The 21,005-nt window shown below is 73.4% G+C and carries 13 protein-coding genes and 2 tRNA genes; 10 read left to right on the top strand and 5 right to left on the bottom strand.

Annotation, left to right across the window (positions count from 1 at the left end; genetic code table 11):
- Positions 1-45: 45 nt before the first annotated feature.
- The 10 genes from metG (at position 46) to C7S10_RS11150 (ending at position 9,395) form a co-directional block, all read left to right on the top strand.
- Entirely contained in the window at positions 46-1,845 is a 1,800-nt protein-coding gene (metG, locus tag C7S10_RS11195) for a methionine--tRNA ligase (RefSeq protein WP_108344522.1), read from the top strand.
- Entirely contained in the window at positions 1,838-2,314 is a 477-nt protein-coding gene (locus tag C7S10_RS11190; protein WP_165807120.1) for a GNAT family N-acetyltransferase, read from the top strand. Before metG ends, C7S10_RS11190 begins: the two co-directional genes overlap by 8 nt.
- Positions 2,311-3,219: an alpha/beta hydrolase gene (locus tag C7S10_RS11185; RefSeq protein WP_243395318.1), complete on the top strand. Its 909-nt coding sequence runs from the start codon at positions 2,311-2,313 to the stop codon at positions 3,217-3,219. The genes C7S10_RS11190 and C7S10_RS11185 overlap by 4 nt, the downstream gene beginning before the upstream one ends.
- 67 nt (positions 3,220-3,286) lie before the next feature.
- Positions 3,287-3,844 carry a ribose-5-phosphate isomerase gene (locus C7S10_RS11180; protein WP_108344519.1) on the top strand — a complete coding sequence of 186 codons (558 nt, stop codon included), beginning with the start codon at positions 3,287-3,289 and terminating at the stop codon, positions 3,842-3,844.
- Entirely contained in the window at positions 3,837-4,712 is an 876-nt protein-coding gene (locus C7S10_RS11175; RefSeq protein WP_108344518.1) for an Fpg/Nei family DNA glycosylase, read from the top strand. The genes C7S10_RS11180 and C7S10_RS11175 overlap by 8 nt, the downstream gene beginning before the upstream one ends.
- Complete coding sequence (locus C7S10_RS11170) at positions 4,709-5,809, top strand: PP2C family protein-serine/threonine phosphatase (RefSeq protein ID WP_108344517.1); 1,101 nt, start codon at positions 4,709-4,711, stop codon at positions 5,807-5,809. The genes C7S10_RS11175 and C7S10_RS11170 overlap by 4 nt, the downstream gene beginning before the upstream one ends.
- A 141-nt stretch (positions 5,810-5,950) precedes the next feature.
- Positions 5,951-6,024, top strand: a tRNA-Gly gene (locus C7S10_RS11165).
- A gap of 45 nt (positions 6,025-6,069) precedes the next feature.
- Positions 6,070-6,142 (top strand) — tRNA-Pro (locus tag C7S10_RS11160).
- 71 nt (positions 6,143-6,213) lie between these two features.
- A complete protein-coding gene (gene tig, locus C7S10_RS11155) occupies positions 6,214-7,599 on the top strand; it encodes a trigger factor (RefSeq protein WP_108344516.1) in 1,386 nt (461 codons plus the stop codon).
- A 92-nt stretch (positions 7,600-7,691) separates the two neighbouring features.
- Complete coding sequence (locus C7S10_RS11150) at positions 7,692-9,395, top strand: serine/threonine-protein kinase (RefSeq protein ID WP_165807119.1); 1,704 nt, start codon at positions 7,692-7,694, stop codon at positions 9,393-9,395.
- Between the two features lie 16 nt (positions 9,396-9,411).
- Here C7S10_RS11150 and C7S10_RS11145 read toward each other — a convergent pair whose 3' ends face one another.
- The 5 genes from C7S10_RS11145 to C7S10_RS11125 form a co-directional block, all read right to left on the bottom strand.
- On the bottom strand, positions 9,412-11,568 hold the full coding sequence (locus C7S10_RS11145) for a transglutaminase TgpA family protein (RefSeq protein ID WP_133176494.1): 2,157 nt from the start codon (positions 11,566-11,568) through the stop codon (positions 9,412-9,414).
- Positions 11,565-12,722 (bottom strand): DUF58 domain-containing protein, encoded by a 1,158-nt coding sequence (locus C7S10_RS11140; RefSeq protein WP_108344513.1) that lies wholly within the window; start codon positions 12,720-12,722, stop codon positions 11,565-11,567. Before C7S10_RS11140 ends, C7S10_RS11145 begins: the two co-directional genes overlap by 4 nt.
- A 322-nt stretch (positions 12,723-13,044) precedes the next feature.
- Entirely contained in the window at positions 13,045-14,034 is a 990-nt protein-coding gene (locus C7S10_RS11135) for an AAA family ATPase (RefSeq protein ID WP_108344512.1), read from the bottom strand.
- Between the two features lie 44 nt (positions 14,035-14,078).
- Positions 14,079-16,679: a hypothetical protein gene (locus C7S10_RS22550; protein ID WP_114327799.1), complete on the bottom strand. Its 2,601-nt coding sequence runs from the start codon at positions 16,677-16,679 to the stop codon at positions 14,079-14,081.
- Positions 16,676-20,977 (bottom strand): FtsK/SpoIIIE domain-containing protein, encoded by a 4,302-nt coding sequence (locus C7S10_RS11125; protein ID WP_108344511.1) that lies wholly within the window; start codon positions 20,975-20,977, stop codon positions 16,676-16,678. The genes C7S10_RS22550 and C7S10_RS11125 overlap by 4 nt, the downstream gene beginning before the upstream one ends.
- Positions 20,978-21,005 lie beyond the last annotated feature (28 nt).

Below are 21,005 nucleotides of genomic sequence, written 5' to 3'. Positions count from 1 at the left end.
GGCAGCCGTGAAACCGGATGGCGGCGGCTCACTAGGATTCCCCCCATGACCCACGTCCTCTCCGCAGTTGCCTGGCCGTACGCCAACGGCCCGCGCCACATCGGCCACGTGGCCGGTTTCGGCGTGCCCTCCGACGTCTTCAGTCGGTACATGCGGATGGCCGGCCACGACGTGCTGATGGTCTCGGGCACCGACGAGCACGGAACGCCGATCCTGGTCGCCGCGGACAAGGAGGGCGTGAGCGCCAAGGAGCTGGCGGACAAGAACAACACCGTCATCGTCACCGACCTCGTCGACCTCGGACTGTCCTACGACCTGTTCACGCGCACCACGACCGGCAACCACTACGCCGTCGTGCAGGAGCTGTTCCGCACGGTTCACGCCAACGGCTACATGGTCGAGCAGACGGCGCTGGCCGCGATCAGTCCCTCGACCGGCCGGACGCTGCCGGACCGCTACATCGAGGGCACCTGCCCCATCTGCCAGTACCCCGACGCCCGCGGCGACCAGTGCGACAACTGCGGCAACCAGCTGGACCCGACCGACCTGATCAACCCGCGCTCGAAGATCAACGGCGAGACGCCCAGCTTCGTGGAGACGCAGCACTTCTTCCTCGACCTGCCCGCGCTGGCCGGCTCGCTGTCCGCGTGGCTCGACGAGCGCGAGGCGAGCGGCACCTGGCGCCCCAACGTCATCAAGTTCAGCCAGAACATCCTCAAGGAGATCCGTCCGCGCGCGATGACGCGCGACATCGACTGGGGGATCCCGGTGCCCGGCTGGGAGGACCAGCCCAGCAAGCGCCTCTACGTCTGGTTCGACGCGGTGATCGGCTACCTCTCGGCCTCGATCGAGTGGGCGCGGCGGACCGGTGACCCGGAGCGCTGGCGTGACTGGTGGAACGACCCGGAGGCGCTGTCCTACTACTTCATGGGCAAGGACAACATCGTCTTCCACTCGCAGATCTGGCCCGCCGAGCTGCTCGCCTACGACGGCCGCGGCGACCGCGGCGGCGAGCCGGGGACCTACGGCGTCCTCAACCTGCCCACCGAGGTCGTCTCCAGCGAGTTCCTCACGATGGGCGACCAGCAGTTCTCCTCCAGCCGCGGCCACGTGCTCTACGTCCAGGACGTGCTCGCCCGCTACGGCCCGGACCCGCTGCGCTACTTCATCTGCGCCGCCGGCCCCGAGACGGCCGACGCCGCCTTCACCTGGGCGGAGTTCGTGCAGCGCAACAACTCCGAGCTGGTCGCCGGCTGGGGCAACCTGGTCAACCGCACCGCCACGATGATCGCCAAGAGCTTCGGCGAGATCCCGGCGGCCGGTGCCCTCGAGCCGGTCGACGAGGCCGTCCTCGAGGCCGTCCGCGCCGGTTTCGACACCGTGGGCGACCTGCTCGGCCGCCACCGCCAGCGCGCCGCGATCGCCGAGGCGATGCGCGTCGTCGGTGAGGTCAACAAGTACGTCACCGTCACCGAGCCCTACAAGATGAAGGACGAGTCGCAGCGCGAGCGGCTGGCCACGGTGCTGCACGTCGCCGCCCAGTGCGTGTCCGACTGCAACACCCTGCTGGCGCCGTTCCTGCCGCACGCCGCCAACAAGGTCCACCTCGTCCTCGGCGGCGAGGGCGAGTTCATGCCGATGCCGCGCATCGAGCAGGTCGACGAGCTCGACCCCGACAACGGCGCCGGCCTGGTGTCCTACCCCGTCATCACCGGCGACTACTCCGCCACCCCGACCTGGGGCACACGGCCCGTCACCGTCGGCGCGACGGTCGAGAAGCCGACGCCCGTCTTCACCAAGCTCGATCCGTCGGTGGTCGAGGAGGAGCTGGCCCGGGTTGGCTGAGGTCTCGCTGGTCCCCGCCGCCGCGGACTCGCCCGAGTCGGTGCGGCTGCTGGCGGCGTACGAGGCCGAGCTGGTCTCGCTCGGCGTCACCCTCAACCACGGCTGGGCAGGTGGAGTGACGCCCGAGCAGCTCGCTGCGCCGTACGGCGCGTGGCTGGTCGGACGCCGCGGCGAGCAGGCCGTGGCCTGTGGCGGCGTGCGGCTGCTGTCGCCCGGGGTCTGCGAGGTCAAGCGGATGTACGTCGACCCGTCGGCGCGCGGGGCCGGGCTGGCGCGGCGTCTCCTCACCGCGCTCGAGCAGGCCGGCGCCGGGCTCGGCGCCACCGTCGCGCGGCTCGACACCGGCCGCGACATGGCGCCGGCCGTCGCGCTCTACCGCTCCTCCGGCTACGTCGAGATCGAGGACTACAACCACAACCCCGACGCCGGCTGGTGGTTCGAGAAGCAGCTCGGGGACAGGCAGCGATGACGAAGGAGACTGGTGGCATGTATCCCGAGGTCCGCGCCGCCGTCGCGGCCGACACCGCGCCCGACTTCCGTGCCGAGGGCTTCGACCTGGCGGCGTACAGGGAGAAGGTGCGCGCCTTCAACCTCGCCCAGCCCCGCGAGGAGGTCGCGGCCGCCGAGGACGTGGAGGCCGAGGGCGTGCCGTGCCGGCTGTTCACCCCGGCCGACGCCCTCGACGGGGTGATCGTCCACCTGCACGGCGGCGGCTTCGTGCTCAACGACATCGACGTCCACGACGCGGTGTGCCGCCGGCTGGCCAACCGCTCGCGTCGGCGCGTGCTCAGTGTCGGCTACCGCAAGCCGCCCGAGCATCCCTTCCCGGCCGCCAACCAGGACGTCGACACGGCGCTCGGATGGCTCGCGGCGCAGGAGCTCCCGGGTCGTTGGGCGGTGCACGGCGACTCCGCGGGGGCCAACCTCGCGCTGGTCGCGGCCCTGCGCAACCCGGGCCGGTTCTCGGCGGTCGTGCTGATCTACCCCTTCCTCGACCCGACGGCGAGCTTCGAGTCCTACGACCTCGGCGGCGCGAGCGGCTTCGGCCGGGCGGAGGCGCGGTGGTACTGGGAGCAGTACGCCGGGGGTGCGGCGTGGACGGATCCCGACCTGGCGCCGCTCAACTCGACCGCGCTCGGCACGCTGCCGCCGACGTTCGTGGCGACGGCGGAGTTCGACCCGCTCCGCGACGAGGGGGAGGAGCTCGCGCGCCGGATCGTCGAGACCGGCGTCGAGACGGTGGCGATCCGCTGCCTGGGCCAGAACCACGGCTTCTGGCGGCACCCGCAGTTCGCCGCCTCCGAGCCGTTGCTGCGGCAGGGCGCCGCGTTCATCGAGCAGCACGTCGAGCGCGTGGGTTCGGACCCGACGTAGTCGGGGCGGAGTCCGCGTGCGATGCCCCGAAGCCGCTTGCGGCGAGGGGGCTTGAGACAATCAAGGTATGCGCGTACACCTCGGTTCCGACCACGCCGGCCTCGAGCTCAAGGACCACCTGATGACCTGGCTGGTCGACCACGGCTACGAGCCGATCGACCACGGCCCGTTCGTCTACGACGCGGTCGACGACTACCCCGTCTTCTGCCTGCGCGCGGCCGAGGCCGTCGCGAGCGAGCGGGCCGAGGGCCAGGACAGCCTCGGAGTCGTCATCGGCGGCTCCGGCAACGGCGAGCAGATCGCGGCCAACAAGGTCGAGGGCATCCGCTGCGCCCTCGCGTGGTCCGAGGAGACCGCGTCCCTCGGGCGCGAGCACAACGACGCCAACGTCGTCTCGGTCGGCGGCCGCATGCATCCCGTCGAGGACATGACCCGCTTCGTCGAGGTCTTCCTCACCACGCCCTTCAGCGGCGAGGAGCGGCACGTGCGTCGCATCGACCAGGTCACGACGTACGACCAGACCGCCGAGCTGCCGCCGCTGCCCGCCTCCGCCCTGCAGGGCGTCGTGGGCAGCCCGGCCGACGCGGGTCACCCGGACGGCTCGGGGGACTCGGCAGGTGCCTGAGGGTCACACCCTCCGGCGGCTCGCCGACGACCTGACGGCAGCCTTCGCCGGCAGTCTCGTCCACGTCGGCAGCCCGCAGGGCCGGTTCGCCGCCGATGCGGCGGTCGTCGACGGCACGCGTCTGCTCGGCGCCGACTCGGCCGGCAAGCACCTGTTCGTCGAGCTCGAGCACGACCACCTCATCCACGTCCACCTCGGCCTGATCGGCGGATTCGAGGTCCACACGGAGGTCGGCGCCGTACCACCGCCGGTCGGGCAGGTGCGGCTGCGGATCGTGCGTGCCGACGCAGGTGCGTACGCCGACCTGCGGGGCGCCACGCAGTGCGAGCTGATCGGACCGGCCGCCCGGGACGAGGTCATGGCCCGCCTCGGCCCCGACCCCCTGCGCGCGGACGCCGACCCGGACCGCGCGTGGCGCCGGATCAAGGCCAGCCACCGCCCGATCGGCGACCTGCTGATGGACCAGGCGGTGCTCGCCGGGGTGGGCAACGTCTATCGCGCCGAGGTGCTGTTCCGGCAGCGCATCCACCCGCTCCGCCCCGGCCGCACCCTGCGGGTCGGCCAGTGGCGCGCCCTCTGGGCCGACCTCGTGGAGCTGATGCACGAGGGCGTCCGGCTCAACCGGATCGACACGGTGCGACCCGAGCACACGCCCGAGGCGATGGGTCGCGACGCACGCACGGACGACCACGGCGGCGAGGTCTACGCCTACCGCCGCACCGGCCAGCCGTGCCTGGTGTGTGGCACGCCCATCCGCACCGAGGTCCTCGCGACGCGCAACAGCTTCTGGTGTCCCCGATGTCAGCCCAGGTTCCGCTCCCGCGCCGTATCCTCCTCCCAACCCCCTGCACGAGAACCGAGGACATGACGGCACAGCGTGAGGGTCGAGCGGCCCGGCTGGAGCCGTCACTCGGCCAACGATTCGAGTCATCCCTGCAGTCCCTGCTGCCGCGCGAGTCGCGCATCTTCGGCCTGCTGCTGGGCCTCGCGGCCGTCACGGGCGTCCTGATCTGGCAGGTGCCGCTCTACGTGCCGCTCACCGCCATGGTGCTGCCCATGGTGTTGGCCAGCCTGCTCCTGGGGCCTCGTCAGCTGCCGTGGTTCGTGGTCCTGAGCCTGCTGATCCTCTCGGTCCTCGTGCCGGTGCGCGACGTCAAGCTCGACCAGCGCACGATCTCCGCTGTCGTCATCCTGTTCGCCTTCGGCTTCATCATCATGCTCGCCAGCTTCCGGCGCTCCAGCCTCGGCGTCGCCGGGGTGCGCGGGGAGTCGATGCTCGTCGACCTGCGCGACCGGATCCTGCGCCAGGGCGGCATGCCCGAGCTGCCGTCCGAGTGGTACGCCGCCAGCGAGCTGCGCTCGGCCGGCGGCACCGCCTTCGCGGGCGACTTCGTGGTCACCGCCCGCGACGGCGACCGGCTCAACGTGGCCGTGGTCGACGTGTCCGGCAAGGGGGAGGGGGCCGGCACTCGCGCGCTGCTGCTCTCGGGGGCGCTGGGCGGCCTGATCGGCGCGCTGCCGCAGGCGGAGTTCCTCGCGGCCGCCAACGACTTCCTGATGCGCCAGGATTGGGAGGAGGGCTTCGCGACCGCCGTGCACCTCTCGGTGGACCTCTCGACCGGCCGCTACGCGATCCGGTCGGCGGGCCACCCGCCGGCCGCGCTGCGGGTGGCGGGCACCGGCCGATGGTCGGTGCTGGAGGCGGAGGGTCCGGCCCTCGGGCTGATCGCGAAGGCGACGTACGACGCGGTCGAGGGGACGATGCGGCCGGGCGATGCCCTGCTGCTCTACACCGACGGCATGGTCGAGACCCCGCACCGCGACATCATGCTCGGCGTCGACAAGATGCTGGGCCGGGCCGAGCTGCTGCTGCGCGGGGAGTTCGACGGCGGTGCCGCGCGGCTGATCGAGGCGATCGGCTCGCGCAACGACGACCGCGCGCTGCTGCTCCTGCACCGGCGCTGACCCTGCGCCGACCCGGCGCTGACCCGGCTCGTCCCACCGGGCGGCGGCGGCGGTTGTGGGTCGTCAGGCGCGATGTGGCACCATGACAGCGCGCAATTTGGTGCTTCTGCCTGCCTGCAGGCCGATGCCGGGGAGCGCGTCGCGGATGTAGCTCAATGGTAGAGCTCCAGTCTTCCAAACTGATTACGCGGGTTCGATTCCCGTCATCCGCTCCAAGGGAGTCAGAACCGCTCGGAACCGGGCGATTTCGGCCCGCTTGGCGGGGCGTAGCGTAGTGGCTAGCGCGCCTGCTTTGGGAGCAGGAGACCGCAGGTTCGAGTCCTGTCGCCCCGACTGCACCCAGCAACACGGACCCGTCACCACCCCTGAACCCGGGTCACCCCTGACAACGAAGGAGACCACCTGTGAAGAGCGCCGTCGAGAACTTGAGCCCGACCCGGGCCAAGCTGACCATCGAGGTGCCCTTCGAGGAGCTCAAGCCGAGCCTCGACAAGGCGTACAAGAAGGTTGCCCAGCAGATCAACGTCCCCGGCTTCCGCCGCGGCAAGGTCCCGCCCGCGGTGATCGACCGTCAGGTCGGTCGCGGCGTCGTGCTCGACGAGGCGATCAACGAGGTCGTCCCGCAGAAGTACGCCGAGGCGATGCAGGAGAACCAGCTCGAGCCGCTCGCGCAGCCCGAGATCGAGGTCACCAGGTTCGAGGACAACGAGACCCTCGAGTTCACCGCCGAGGTCGACGTCAAGCCCGACTTCGAGCTGCCGGCCTACGACGCCATCGAGGCGCAGGTCGAGGACATCGAGCTCAGCGACGCCGAGGTCGAGGAGCAGGTGCAGGCGCTGCGTGAGCGCTTCGGCACCCTCGCCGACGTCGAGCGCGCCGCCGCCGACGGCGACTTCGTCACCATCGACCTGACCGCGGCCAAGGACGGCGACACCGTCGAGGGCGGCGAGGTCAGCGGCATGTCCTACAAGGTCGGCCGCGGCGGCATGCTCGAGGGCCTCGACGAGTCGCTCGTCGGCATGTCCGCGGGCGAGGAGAAGACCTTCGCCTCCGAGCTCGTGGGCGGCGACCTGGTCGGCGAGGCCGTGGACGTCACCGTCAAGGTCACCGCGGTCCAGGAGCAGGAGCTGCCCGAGCTCGACGACGAGTTCGCCCAGCTGGCCTCCGAGTTCGACACCGTCGAGGAGCTCACCGCCGACGTCAAGGAGCGCCTCGGTCGTGGCAAGCGCCTCGAGCAGGCCGCCGCCGCGCGCGACGCCGTCCTCGAGGCCCTGCTCGAGAAGGTCTCGATCCCGCTGCCGGAGACCATGGTCACCGACGAGCTCAACGCGCGTCGCGAGAACGTCGAGCAGCAGCTCGTCTACGCCGGCCTGACGATGGAGAAGTACCTCGAGGACGAGGGCCAGACCACGGAGGAGTTCGAGGCCGACCTCGACCGCCGGGTCCGGGACGCCGTCGCCGCGCAGTTCATCCTCGACGCGATCGCCAAGAAGGAGGAGATCGGCGTCGACCAGCAGGACCTGTCGAGCCACCTCGTGCGCCGCGCCCAGCAGTCGGGCCAGGACCCGCAGGAGTTCGCCAACCACATGTTCGAGCACAACCACATCCCCGACATGGTCCAGGAGATCCTGCGGGGCAAGGCCCTCGCGACCCTGGTCGAGTCGGCCGTGGTCAAGGACGCCTCGGGCAACGTGGTCGAGCTCGCCAACCTGCGTCCCGACGGCACCATCGGTGATCCTGCGGACGCCGAGGCGACCGACGGGGATACTGAGAGCGCTGAGCAGGACTGACACACGCTGTCCGACGCAGCGCCCGGTGCACCGGTCCGAGGACCTCGCGCCGGGCGCCGCGTCGGCTCTGGGGGAGTGAAGGGATGGGCCGCATGACGGGGGACGGCTCGGGCCACGCAGCGTGGAAACCCCCTGCCCCCGCCACGACCGCCCCCACCACCGAGTCGCTCACCGGCTACTCCGACCTGCACCAGATCGGCGTCGGGGGCGACTCCGTCGTCTACCGCGCCGTCGAGGACACCCTCGGGCGCGACGTCGCGATCAAGGTGCTCGACGTCGACGACGAGGCCCGCGCCGCCCGCTTCGCCCGCGAGGTCGAGATCACCCTCGACCTCGGCCGGCAGCACCCCAACATCGTGACCGTGCTCGCCACCGGGATCACCGGCTCGGGCCGCCCCGCGATCGTGATGGAGTTCTATCCCGGCGGCACGCTCCACGACCGGCTCCGCGAGTTCGGACCGTTGCCGGTCGACGAGGTCGTGCGCATCGGCCTCGTGCTCGCCGACGCCCTGTCCTTCGCCCACGACCGCGGCGTCCTGCACCGCGACGTGAAGCCGCAGAACGTGCTCGTGCTGCCCACCTCGTGGGTGCTGGCCGACTTCGGGATCGCCCGGCTCGTCGACTCCGAGCACACCAGCTCGGTCGAGACCTTCACCTACCGCCACGCCTCGCCGCAGGTCCTGGACGGCCACCCGCCCACCGCCGCCGACGACATCTGGTCCCTCGGCTCGACGCTCTACACGCTGGTCGACGGCCGCCCACCGTTCGCCAGTGACGACCCCGACGACGACTCAGCGCTGGCCTACCTGCGCCGCGCACGGATCGAGCCGCACCGCCCGCTGGCCGTGCCGGGCACGACCGACCTCGCCGCGATCATCGACCGCTGCCTCGTCAAGGAGGTCGAGGGCCGTTGGTCCTCGGCCGGCGAGCTGCACGACGCCCTGCTCGGCCTCCGCCACCGGGCGTGGGAGCCGGGTGCCGCACCCGCCCCCACCAGGCCCGTCGCTGCTCCCGCTGCTCCCGTCGCCCCGAGCGAGTCGGTCGACGGTGCCGACCACACCGGCCGCGCCTGGGCTCCGGCGGCATCGGCGACACCGGCGGTCCCGTTGCCCGACAGCGACGACCGCACCCACCCGCGAGCCCGCCCCGAGCCGGAACCGGACCACGCGCGCTCGCCGGCCCCGGTGGCGCTGTCGGCCGCGGCGCACGCGCCCATCGACGTACCCGTCGATGCCGAGCCCACCGGGATAGGACTGCCGGTCCCGGACGCCGAGCCCGTCACACCGGACGAGCCGCCGGAGGCCGCGCCGCCCGCTCCCGCCTCGCGCCGCCGGCGACGCCTGGTCCTGGGTCTCGGCGCGCTGGCGCTGGTGGTCGGTACGGCGCTGGGCATCGCCGGCTCCGTCCTGCGCGACGAGGACCCGGCCGATGCGCCGGCGGCCGAAGAGGGCAGTGCCGGCCAGCCGATCCCCGAGCTGGGCGACAAGCCGGTCGACACCGACGAGAAGCCGGACATCGCCGACCCCGCGCTGGCCTTCAAGATCACCGACTTCCGCTACGAGGACGGCAAGATCGTGGCCGCGTGGCAGGACCCGAGCGACGGCGAGGCGTCGTTCATCCTGTCGCAGACGACCCCGGAGAAGAGCCCGGTGCAGGCCTTCGACTTCGGCCAGACGGAGGCGGAGATCCCGTTCCAGCTCGAGCCGGGTCGCAGCTGCTTCGTGATGGTGCTGCGGATGCCCGACGGCGCGCTCGGCCTGTCGCGGGGCGTGCGCTGCCTGACCAACAGGGGCTGATCCCGCCAGGTCGCGCTCAGCGCCGCGCGAACACCCGCGGGTCGAGGGACCACCACCACCGGCGCCACACCGGCACGCTGCGGCGCACGGCCGTGCGCACCGAGCGCTCGTCGTCCCAGGCGGCGGCACCGTCCACGGGGTCGGGGGAGAAGGCGGCCCGTTCGGCGTGGTCGGCGATCGGCGCGGCGGACGTGATCGCGAGGCGTTCGTCGAGGGCGGCGGCGACCTGGCTGGCCGACCAGTGCCGGGGCGGGCGGTCGCCGGCGAGGTGGAGCGCGTCGAGCACCTCGGCCCACGCGCCGGGCGCGCCGCGTCGACGGTGGCCGTGACGCCGCAGGGCTCGGGCGGCGGCCAGCACGAGGGCAAGCAGGGCGACGACGCCGGCCACGCCTGCGGCGACCAGCGGCCACACCGATCCCGGCGCCTCCGGTGGGGCGGCCTCCTCGGTCGAGGCGTCGGCCGACGGGGTCGGCTCGGTGGGGGTGAGCTCCTCGTCGGCGTCGTCGTCGGGCGCCCGTGTCTCCTGCGGGAGGTCGCGGCGGAACGTGTCGTCGTCGGGCGCGGGGGAGAACGGCACCCACCCGAGCTCCTCGAAGTAGACCTCGGGCCAGGCGAAGGCGTCGCTCCCGTGCACCACCCGGCTGCCGTCGGCCTGCTGCTCGCCGGCCCGGAACCCGACCACGACTCGCGTCGGGAGCCCGTTGTAGCGCGCGAGGAGGGCGAAGGAGGTGGCGAACTGCTCGGAGGTGCCGATGCGGGCCCCGGGGTCGCCCTTCTCGCCCAGCAGGAAGGAGGTGATGCGCCACAGCTGCGACCCGGAGATGGCCTTCGCGGACAGCTTGGCGCGCTCGCGGACGAGCTGCTCGATCGACCGCGCCCGCTCGAACGGCGTGACGGCGCCGGCGGCGGCCTGGTCGGCGAACCGGGCGAGCTCGACCGGGAGGTTGGGCAGGGCGAGGTAGCGCGAGACCTCGTCCGGGGCGGGGACGGCGGCGGTGCGGAGGTCGTCGGGCGACGGCTCGTCGACGCGGCCGGTCACGTCGTAGGTCAGGTCGGCGGTGGGCCCGGCGCCGCCGGGGTCGAGGCCCGAAGCGGGGTCGAGCGCGTCGGCGGTGGCGAGGAAGGCGGTGCCGGTCTCGTCGTCCACGACGGCGCGCTCCTCCGAGATCGCGGTCGGCCAGCCGGGCGTGGGCAGCCAGCTGCCGCCCAGTGACGTCAGGTGGACGCGGAGGGTCGACGTGCGGGTGCGTCGTCCGGGCGGCAGGGAGACGTCGGCGTCGCGCGAACCGAGCGGGGCGTAGCTCGTCGGCGCGGTCCAGTGCGTCCCGTCGTAGCCGTCGAGCGTCACGAGCCGCAGCGGCACGGCCGGCCCGCTCACCTCGAGCAGCGCGTCGTCGGGGCGCGCCTGCCAGGCGCCGAGCTGCGGCATCGGGCTGCTCGCCACGACCGTGACCACCGGCGGGTCGACGACGTCGCGCGGTTGGAAGGGGCTGGTCGAGGGCAGCAGCGACGCGGCGGCCACGATGCCGACGCCCGCGACGGCCAGCGGAGCGGCGACGGCGATGCGGTGCGACGTCGGCTCGCGGTGCTGGTCGAGCAGGATCCAGCCGAGCACCGAGGCGACGAGCAGCAGCGCCGCCACCAGTCCCCAGCGGTCACCCTCGCCGACGGTGAGCAGCGCGCCCGCGACGTACAGCACGCTCGCCCCCAGCACCGGCGCCACCCGGTGCGGCGACGGCAGGCGCAGCGCGACCAGCACCGAGACCAGCCCCGTCAGCACCATGGGCGCCACGAGCAGGTCGGCGCGGACGGGATAGGGGCGGGGCGTGGTGAGGAGGCGGGGTACGGCGTCGCGCACCGTGTCGACGAACGAGGTCTCCGCCCGTGCGGCCAGGACGTAGGCCACCAGCAGGAGCAGCAGCACCACGGCGGTGGCGCCGGCCCACGGCGAGATCCCGGCCCGGACCACGAGGCGGACGAGGACGAGCGGCACCACCGCGGCGGCGCACAGTGCGAGCGCGGGCCAGAGGCCGGACCACGCGGTGGCCAGCGAGAGCGAGCCGATGACGAGCAGGGCGGCGGACCAGATCGGCGTGGTCACCGACGGGCGGCCCGGGGCCGGCGTCGGGGTGACGGTCTCCTCGACCGGACGAGGGGCGGTGGTCGTGCTCATCGCGCGACCGCCGTGTCCCACAGCCGGGCGAGGTCCAGCGAGGTGCGGCCGCGCAGCACGAGCAGCCCGGCCTCGCGACCCGCGGCAACGGTGGGCTGCGGGTCGACGACGCACACGACGGTGTCCTCGGCGCCCTCGAGGTGACGGGACAGGTCGCGTACGTCGCCAGCGTGCCCGGTCACGGCGACGAGCACGTCGAGGTCGCGGCGTCCCAGGTGGCCGATCCGGTCGTCGTCGACGGTGTCGATCTCGGTGAGCAGCCAGTCGATGTCGCGGGCCTCGCGCCGGGGGAGACGGCTGGCCGAGCCCGGCACCACGATCTCGTCGCGACCGCTGAGCGACCGGAAGCGCACCGGGTGGCCGCGCTCGACCGACACCCGGCACAGGGCGGCGGCGACCTCCACGGCGTCCTCGAAGTCGTCGGCGCGGTCGGCGTAGCTGGCGGCCCGGTCGTCGAGCACGACGCAGACGTGGGGCTCGGCCGGGTCGGCGTCCTCGCGCACCATCAGCGTGCCGGTGCGGGCCGAGGTGGCCCAGTGAAGGCGGCGCAGGTCGTCGCCCATCGTGTACTCGTGCAGGCCGACGAGGTCGGTGCCGCCGAGCTCGGCGCTGTCGTCGCCGCCGGTGAGGGCCCGGCGGTGGCCCATCGCCATCGAGGTGAGCGGCACGATCCGCGGCAGGACACGGACCTCGACCACCTCACCGACCTCGCTGGCCCGCGCGGCCATCCCGGCGAGCGACGAGCGGCGCACGTGCACCGGTCCGACGTCGAGCACGCCCCGGCGCCGCGTCGGGATGGGATAGCTGACGGTCGCGTCGCCCGTGCGCCGGGCCGGGAGGTCGATGGGCACCAGCTCGCCGTCGACCTGCTCGGCGACGTCGGCCCGCATCAGCCCTTGGCGGCGACGGCCCGAGAGCGTGAGGTGCCCCTCGCACGGCCCCTGGCGCACGACGACCAGCGGCGAGACGGTGCGGTGCACGGCGAGGTCGCGGCTGGTCAGCACGGCGATCAGCTCGACGACGACCAGGGCGCCGAGGACCAGCCCCAGCGCGCCGACGAGGGGGTAGCTCCAGCTGGTGCCGGCCACGCCGAGGACCAGCGCGAGCGCGCCGACCCACCGGCCCCGGACGGTCAGCGCCTGCCAGAGGATCACGGGTGACCACCGACTCGTGGACGCGGGGCGCGGCTCGGCTCCGGCGGGGTGGCGGCAGATCGAAGAGTCGCGGTTGCCTGTTCGGCGATGTGCCGCCACCCCCGGGTCGGCGTGGCGCGGCGGTGGCGGCAGATCGCAGCCGGCGGGCGACGTACGGCGCGATGTGCCGCCACCCTCAGGCGGATCGACCGCGGGCCGGGCCCGGGACCGCCTGCGCGCCTCGCTCCGCATGGGGTGGCGGCAGATCGCAGGTCACGCACCCAAGCGGGTGCGATGTGCCGCCACCTCGGGCAGGAAGCGGGCGGTTGCGAGCGGACCACGCTCAGGCCTGGTCGGGCTGGGGCGGCGCGACGGTCTCCAGCACCTCGGCCACGACGGAGGACTGCGTGTGGCCGGTCAGCACCGCGTCGCGGGTGAGCACGGTGCGGTGGGCGAGGACGGGCTCGGCGAGGCGGTGGACGTCGGCGGGGATGACGTAGTGGCGCCCGCGCGCGGCGGCGTACACCTGGAGGCAGCGGACCAGCGCGCGCAGCCCGCGGGTGCTGGCGCCGAGGCGCACGCGCTCGTCGTTGCGTACGGCGACGCCGATCTCGCGGACGTAGCGCAGGATCGGGTCGGCGACGTGGAGGGTGGCCAGCGAGGCGGACACGGCGGCGACCTGGTGGGGCGTGGCGACCTGGTGCACGTCGTCGATCCGGCCGGCGGTGCTGCCGGGGCGCAGGACCTCGATCTCGTGCTCGGCGTCGGGGTAGCCCAGGGAGGTCTTCACCAGGAACCGGTCGAGCTGCGCCTCGGGGAGGCGGTAGGTGCCGTCGAGGTCGACGGGGTTCTGCGTGGCGATGACCAGGAACGGCGCCGGGACCTCGTGGGTCTCGCCGCCGACGGTGACGGTGTGCTCCTCCATGACCTCGAGCAGCGCCGACTGGGTCTTGGCGGCCGCACGGTTGATCTCGTCGGCGAGCACGACGTTGGCGAACACCGGCCCGGGCCGGAACCGCACCTCGCCGTCACGCGGGTCGAAGACGCTGGTGCCCGTGACGTCGGAGGGCAGCAGGTCGGGGGTGAACTGCACCCGCCGGTGCTCGCCGCCCAGCGCCCGCGCGACCGACCGCGCGAGCGTGGTCTTGCCGGTGCCGGGGACGTCCTCGAGGAGCACGTGGCCACCCGCGAACGTCGCGACGAGCACGAGGTCGATGATCGCCCGCTTGCCGTGCACCGCCGACTCGATCGAGTCGCCGAGGGCCTGGTGGAGGCGGCGGAACTCGACGATGTCGCGCTCGGTGGGTGTCGTCGCGCTGGTGAGGGTGGTCAAGGTCGGAGATCCTTCGATCGTGGTGGAGGCGGGTCAGGGGTACGTCAGGGGATCGGGCAGTTCTGGCACAACGACGAGCCGGTGTAGCTGCCGTTGTAACGGGCGCTGTCGACCGAGCCCACGCCGTTGGAGGCGGTGAAGGTGATGGAGAAGTTGTGCGTCACCTGGCCGCCGTTCTGCGAGCGCACGATCCCGTGGTTGACGTTGAGGTCGAGGGACGTCGCGCCGCAGGCGATGGCTCCGGTCTGGGTGCCGCCGTTGAAGCCGCCACCGCTCGCGGTGTAGCTGCAGGTGCCACCGAACGAGGCCCAGGCGCTGGGCGGCGCCATCGTGATGTGCAGGTCGCCGAAGCCTTCGTAGCCGGGGCCCTGCCACGTCATGTCGTCACCGGTGACGTGCTGGGCGCCGCCCGCGGGCAGGGTCGGCGGGGGAGCGGGCTCGGACCCGTTGGCGCTCGTGTCGGGACCGTCGCCGATCGCGTTGATCGCGGTCACCGTGGCGGTGTAGCTGCCCGCGGACGCGCACTCCGCGGACGGATCACCGCCGGTGTAGCAGGCCTCCGTGTGGCTGTAGCTGAACTGGTTGGCGGGGACGGTCCAGGTGCCTCCGCCGCCGGCACCGCCGCCGACGTAGTCGGTGGTGATCGTGACGCGGTAGCCGGTGATCGGGGACCCGTTGTCGGGAGCCGCGCCCCAGCTCACGTCGACCTTGAACCGGTCGATCTTCCAGTTGCCGGTGAACGTGCCGGTCGCGGTCACGGCCGTGGCCGACCCCGGCGCACCCGCCGTGGTGATCGCATTGGACGCCGCCGACGTGGCGTTGCTCGCGCCGACGTTGGCGGTGACCGTGAAGGTCGAGGACTGGCCCGGGGTCACCGTGACCACGGCCTGGCGCTGGCCGCCGCCGACGGTGGCCACGCGACCGCCGCCGACCCGGGTGATGACGAAGTCGTCGGGGGTGTCGCCGGTGTAGGCCCAGTCGACGCGGACCTGGGTGGAGCTGACGGTCGACGCCGTGACGCTGGTGGGCGTGCCGGCCGTGGGCGTGGGCGTCGGGGTGGGCGTCGGCGTCGGTGTCGGCGTCGGCGTGGGCGTCGGCGTGGGAGTGGGCGTCGGCGTCGGCGTCGGCGTCGGCGTCGGCGTGGGCGTGGGCGTCGGCGTGGGCGTCGGGGTGGGGGTCGGTGTCGGCAGGCTGGTCGGCAGCGTGGTGGGCAGGCTCGTCGGGACCGGACTCGTGGGGCCGGTGGGACCGGGGGTCGGCGAGACGACCGGGTTGGTGCCCTTGTCCTTGTCCTTCTTGCCCTTGTCCTTGCCGCTGTCGTTCTGCGGGTCGCGAGCACCGTCGTCGGCCGCGGGGTCGGAGGTGACGACCGGGTCCTTCTGGGGCTTCTCGGGGTTGGCCGGCGGCGTGTTCTGGACCTGGTTGACCGGGGTGATCGTCGGCTGCTGGGGCGTGATCGGGGTGGAGACCTGCGGCGTGATCGCCGGGAGCGCGTCGTCCTTGCGGACGATGGTCTTCACGGAACCGTCGTCCTTGACCACGAGGCCGGTCTCGGCGCCCTGGGCGTTGATCAACAGGTTGTCGTCGTCGATGACCAGCTCGGGGTCCTTCGATCCGGGAGTGGTGATGGCGGGGCCGGCGGCGTTGCCCTCCTTGTCGAGGACGATCACCTTTCCCTCGCCCAGGCACGGGACGTAGACGCGGTCGCGGAACACCTCGGGGCGGCCGGGGTCGCTGCACCCGATGCCCTCGACGCTCACCTCGCGCACCTGGTCGTCGGCGACGATGACCACCGTCGACGACTCCGGGGCCGCGGCCGCGGTGAGGTCGGAGCGGGTCTGGCGCGGGGCCGTGACGTCGCCGAGCAGGTCGGCGCTGGTGGCGATCACGTCGTGACCGGTGCCGACCTGGTAGACCAGCCCGGCGTCGGGACCGAAGACCGTCACGCCCTCCTCGTGCCCGACCAGCACCGAGCCCGGGCCGCTGTCCTCGATCCGCTGGGTGTCCTCCTCCTCGAAGGCCTGTGACGTCTCCGACCAGCGGATGCTGGTGAGGCGGCCGGTGGTGTCGAGCGACCAGACCAGGCCGGTGCCGTCGATCGCGGCGTCGGCGAGCCCCTCGCCCTCGAGCCACACCTGGCCCACCTCGTCACCGGTGAGCGGGTCGATCGCCGAGACCGTCCCGACGCCCCGGTCGACCAGGAACACCGTCTCCCCGTCGCTCATCGTCTCGGCGGCACCGCCCGTGGAGACGCGGCGCTGGCTCGAGCGGACCAGCATGCTGACGTCGATCGCCGACATCGTCCCGGTCGTGTGGTCGATGACGTAGAGCTCGTCGTCGTACTGACCGAGGCCGAGGTCGTGACCCGCGGCACCGGGGATCCGCAGGCGCACCTCGGGCTGGCCGGTGGCCGGGTTGACCTGGATGACCTCGCCGCTCGGGTCGTCGGCCAGCCAGGTGACGCCGTCGGCGATGTCGACCGCGGTGCGGCTCAGCCCGTCACCGACGAAGAGGCCGGTGATGAGGGACGCGGCGACGACCACGACGGACAGCTCGGCCATGCCGGTGGCCTGGCGGCGCGAGAACCGGCGGCGCGACAGCCGACCGCGCAGGCCGCCGCTCCCGGTGCTGCTGTCCTGCGTCATCGAACGCCCCGTTCGTCTGGTGTCTGCCCGTCCGTCGTGACCAGCTGGGCCACGACGGCGTTGCCACCCTCGCACCACAGCCCCCGACCCGGCCCGCTGAGTGGTTCGGCGGTCTTGGTCGGCACCGTGACACCGAGGACCTCCCCGTCATTCCACTCCGGCTGGAGCAGGAAACCTCGGCGCCCCTGGCGCACGGCGTCGACGAGGGCACCCGCACTGCCACGTTGCCTGGCCTGCGTGGTGTCGGCGGTGGCGAGGAGCGCGATCCGGGTCGGATGCCGTGCCACCACCCGCAGGAGGTCGTCCCTGGCGGTGCGGGAGTCCGCGTCGACTCCGGCTTCAGTGTCCCAGAGGTGCGCGTCGTCCACCATGACCAGCGACCACGATCCGGAACCTTCCGGATCACCCGCCAGCCAACCCTCGAGGCGGTCGAGGGCGGCTCGCGGCGAGCCCTCGCGGACGACGTACGGCGCTGCGTCGGCCTTCGCCAGCATCGCCTCGACGGCGTCCAGGGCGGTGGTGCGGCCCGACCGTGCCCGACCGGCGACCAGCACGGGGCCGGCCAGCAGGTCGACCTCGAGCAACGCCACCGCGTCGGCGTCGACGCCGATCCCGACCCGGGCGCCGGCGGGCACGGGGAGGGCGGCCTGGTCGAGCCGCGTCGGCATCGGCGGGACCGGGGCGTGGGCCCGGTCGACCACCTCGGCACCGAGCAGGGCGCCGATCGCGGCGACCCGGTCGGCCTGGGCGGGGGTTCCGGCGCCACCGGTCGTCGCGACCTGGACGCTGCGCTTGCCGAGCAGGCCGGCGCCGGCCGGGCTGTCGGAGTCGAGCACGTCGTTCGGCACGCCGAGCATGAGGTAGTCGTCGGCAGTCGTCATCCGCAGCACGATCCGCTGGCCGAAGGCAGCGGACAGCGAGCTCGGCACGCCGCCGCGCCCGGGGACCGTGGCGATGACGTGCACGCCGACGCGTCGGCCGTTCTGGAGGACGGCCTGCAGGTGCTCGACGTGCTCACGGGCGACGCCGCCGGCGCTCTCGAGCGACTCCACGAGGGCGGGCAGGTTGTCGATGGCGACGTACACACGCGGCAGCACGATCCCGGTGCGGGCGAGGTCGGCGAGGTCGGAGCAGCCGCGGGACGCGAGGGTCTGGGTGCGGTCGCGCATCGTGCGCTGGAGGAGCCGGATCAGGCGCATGACCCGGCCCGCGTGGGCCTCGGGGACGATCGCCTCGACGGTCGGCAGCCCGGCCAGGGCGGTGAGGCCACCTCCGGCGAAGTCGATGCCGTAGACGTACGGCGCCGCGGCGTCGGCACTGAACCGGTCGGACACCGACGCCGCGAGCAGCGTCGTGCGCAGCAGCTCGGTCTTGCCGGAGCCGGAGGCGCCGTACACGAGGAGGTGGCCGGCGGTGGCGAAGTCGACGGCCAGGGCGGGCTGCCGCTGGGCGGCGGGCTCGTCGATGCGTCCGATGGTCACGCGACCGGACGGGTGGTGCGCGGCGTCGGCGGCGAGTGTCGTCTCGTCGAGCAGGAGCTCGGCGGGCAGCGGCGGCAGCCACGGCTGGGGTGGCGCCGACAGCCCGCTGCGGTCGAAGGCGGTGGTGATGGTGGTGACGCAGCGCTCGAGGTCGGTGCGGGGGTCGAGGCGCGCGGCGACGGTGTCGCGGTCGGCCTCGCGGGCTGCGGCGGTGAACGGCGCGACCTCGACCGGCGACTCGCCGCCGGCGATCGGCTGCCGGGCACCGGTCCACGCCGACTGCACGAGCTCCGCGGTGCCGTGGCCGGTGCGGCGGATCCAGGCCCGACCGGGGGTGCGCCGCGAGATGTACGCCGCGTCGGGCCCCTCGATCACGTCCTGCGAGTCGTCCTTCGAGCCGACCCGCAGCGAGATCCGCAGGTCGGAGTTGGCGCGGATGTTGCCGGTCACCACGCCGGCCGGCCGCTGGGTGGCGAGCAGCACGTGCATCCCGAGCGAACGCCCCCGCTGGGCGATGTTGACCATCCCGTCGACGAACTCCGGCACCTCCGCGGTCAGCGCCGCGAACTCGTCGACGCAGATCAGCAGGCTGGGCGGAGCGACGTCGGGACGCTCGCGCTCCAGCTGGACGAGGTCCTTGACGCCGTACTCCCCGAGCAGGTGCTCGCGCGCGGCGATCTCGGCACTGAGCGAGGTGAGCGCGCGGCTGACCAGGGCGGGCGTCAGGTCGGTGATGTAGCCGACCGTGTGGGGGAGGTCGCCGCACTCGCGGAAGGCCGCGCCCCCCTTGTAGTCGACGAGCAGGAAGTTGATCCGCGACGTCGGGTTGTTGAGCGCCAGCGAGCAGATCAGTGACTGGAGCAGCTCGCTCTTGCCGGATCCGGTGGTGCCGGCGACCAGTCCGTGCGGGCCGTCCTCGCGCAGGTCGAGGGTGACGACGCCGTCGACCCCGGCGCCGATCTGGGCGCGCAGGCCCGACGACTGCGACCAACGGCGGATCACCGCGTCGGCGTCGTCGAGGTCGGTGAAGTCGGGGCTGACGTCGGACAGGCGCACCAGCGCCGGGATGGCGGTGCTGGCGGGGAGCACGGCCGCCTCGTCGACGTAGCCCGTCATCAGCCGGGCGGTGCGCCAGGCGTGGTCGAGCGAGACGCCGTCGGCAGTGTCGATGGTCGCGACGCCGCGGCGGTCGCTGAGGTTGACCGTCCCGCCCGGTGCGGCCGTGAGGTCGATGAGCAGCGTGGTGGCGGCCGGCACCTCGTCGGGAGAGCGGCCGAGCCAGACCAGGTGCAGGTGGCGGTCGGCCGCCGAGGACGCGACGGCCTCGACGTTGCGGCGCGAGAGGCCAGCCTCCTCGTCGACCAGGCAGATCGTGTGGCCGCGCTGGCCGTCCTCGCTGAGGATGTGGTCGAGCAGCGCGCTGCCGGCCTGCACACCGACGGCGACCGGCGGCTCGCCGCCCTCGCGGGTCGAGGCGTGGGGCAGCCAGCGCAGCCAGGTCTCGTGGCCGCTGCGGGTGCGGCCCAGCGCGCCCGCCACCGAGAGGTCGGTCGGGGAGTGGTCGAAGGCCAGCCGCAGGAGCATCGCGCGCACCAGCGCGTCGACGTCGTCGGGCTCGCCGGTGATCGCGACCAGCGCGTGCTGGGCGAGGTCGGCCAGGACGGGCATGTCGCCCAGCCGGCTCCGCTCGTCGAGCTCGGCGACGAGCTCGCGGCGGGCCTGCCGGTCGCCCCCGTCCTTGGCCTCACCGCGCAGGAGGGCGGGCACGGTGCCGATCCCGAGGCGGGTGACGAGGAAGGCGTCACGGTCCTCGCGACGGGCCCACAGGTAGCGATCGCGCGCGGCGGCGCGGGTGCGCAGCGTCTCGGCGTCGGCGTAGTCGTCGTGGAAGCGGCGGCGCTGGAGCACGGCCTGGTCGTCGATGGTGGTGAGCAGCGCGTCGACGTCCTCGCGCCACTCGGCGAGCTCCTCGGCGAACTCCCGCTCGGCCTGCCTCTTCTGCTGGCGCCAGCCGAAGTAGCCGACGAGCGGCCACGCCAGCATGTAGACGAGGGAGTACGGCGTCTGGCTGCGCATGAACATCGCGAAGCCCATGACGACGGGGAGGGCGAACATCGCCCACGGCAGCGGCGAGGGCCGGCGCTTCTCGGGCGGAGCCGGGACGTCGAGGGTCTCCTCGGCGAGCGGGTCGCCGAACCGCGGCGGGCGGAACACCGACACGACGGGGTCGCTGGTGCCGACCTCGCCCGGGTCGATGACGACGGTGCTGCGGCCGAGCTTGATCGCGGTGCCCCAGTCGATCTCGCGCGGCGAGGTCACCGGGAGGTCGCCGACGGTCGTGCCGTTGGCCGACCCCTCGTCGTACACCGTGGGTCGGGCGCCGAGCTCGATCCGGGCGTGCTGCTGCGAGACGAGCGAGTCGGTGAAGCGCAGCGTGCAGTGGGGCCCGCGTCCGAGGGTCAGCGAGGAGCCGCGCACGTGCAGCCGCTGGCCGCGGTCCGGGCCCTCGACGACGCGGAGCACCGCGCGGGGCCGGGTGGTCTGGGCGGGGCGGTCGCGCCACGCGTGGGGGGCGGTGACGACGTCGATCAGGTCACCGGTGCGGAGCCCGCACTCGGCGAGCGGCCGCGAGGCCGGCCACGGCTGCCGGCCCTCGAGGGGCACGACGTCGAGCCGGCGCTGGTCGGGGGCGAGGTGTCGCCCCAGGGCCTGGGCGAGGTCGGCGACCGTCGCCTCGGGCCGGGCGTGCACCTCGACGTCGACGGAGGGGAGGCCGCTCTCCGGGGCGGTCCGCACGGACAGGGTCCAGGTGGGCATCGTGGCCTCCTCCTCGCGTCGACGGTCG

Origin of the sequence: Nocardioides currus, assembly GCF_003057875.1 — a bacterium.
In the GTDB taxonomy this organism is placed as follows: Bacteria; Actinomycetota; Actinomycetes; order Propionibacteriales; family Nocardioidaceae; genus Nocardioides; species Nocardioides currus.
The sequence above is the reverse complement of the archived record's forward strand: the minus strand, read 5'-3'. Positions and strand labels throughout refer to the sequence as shown.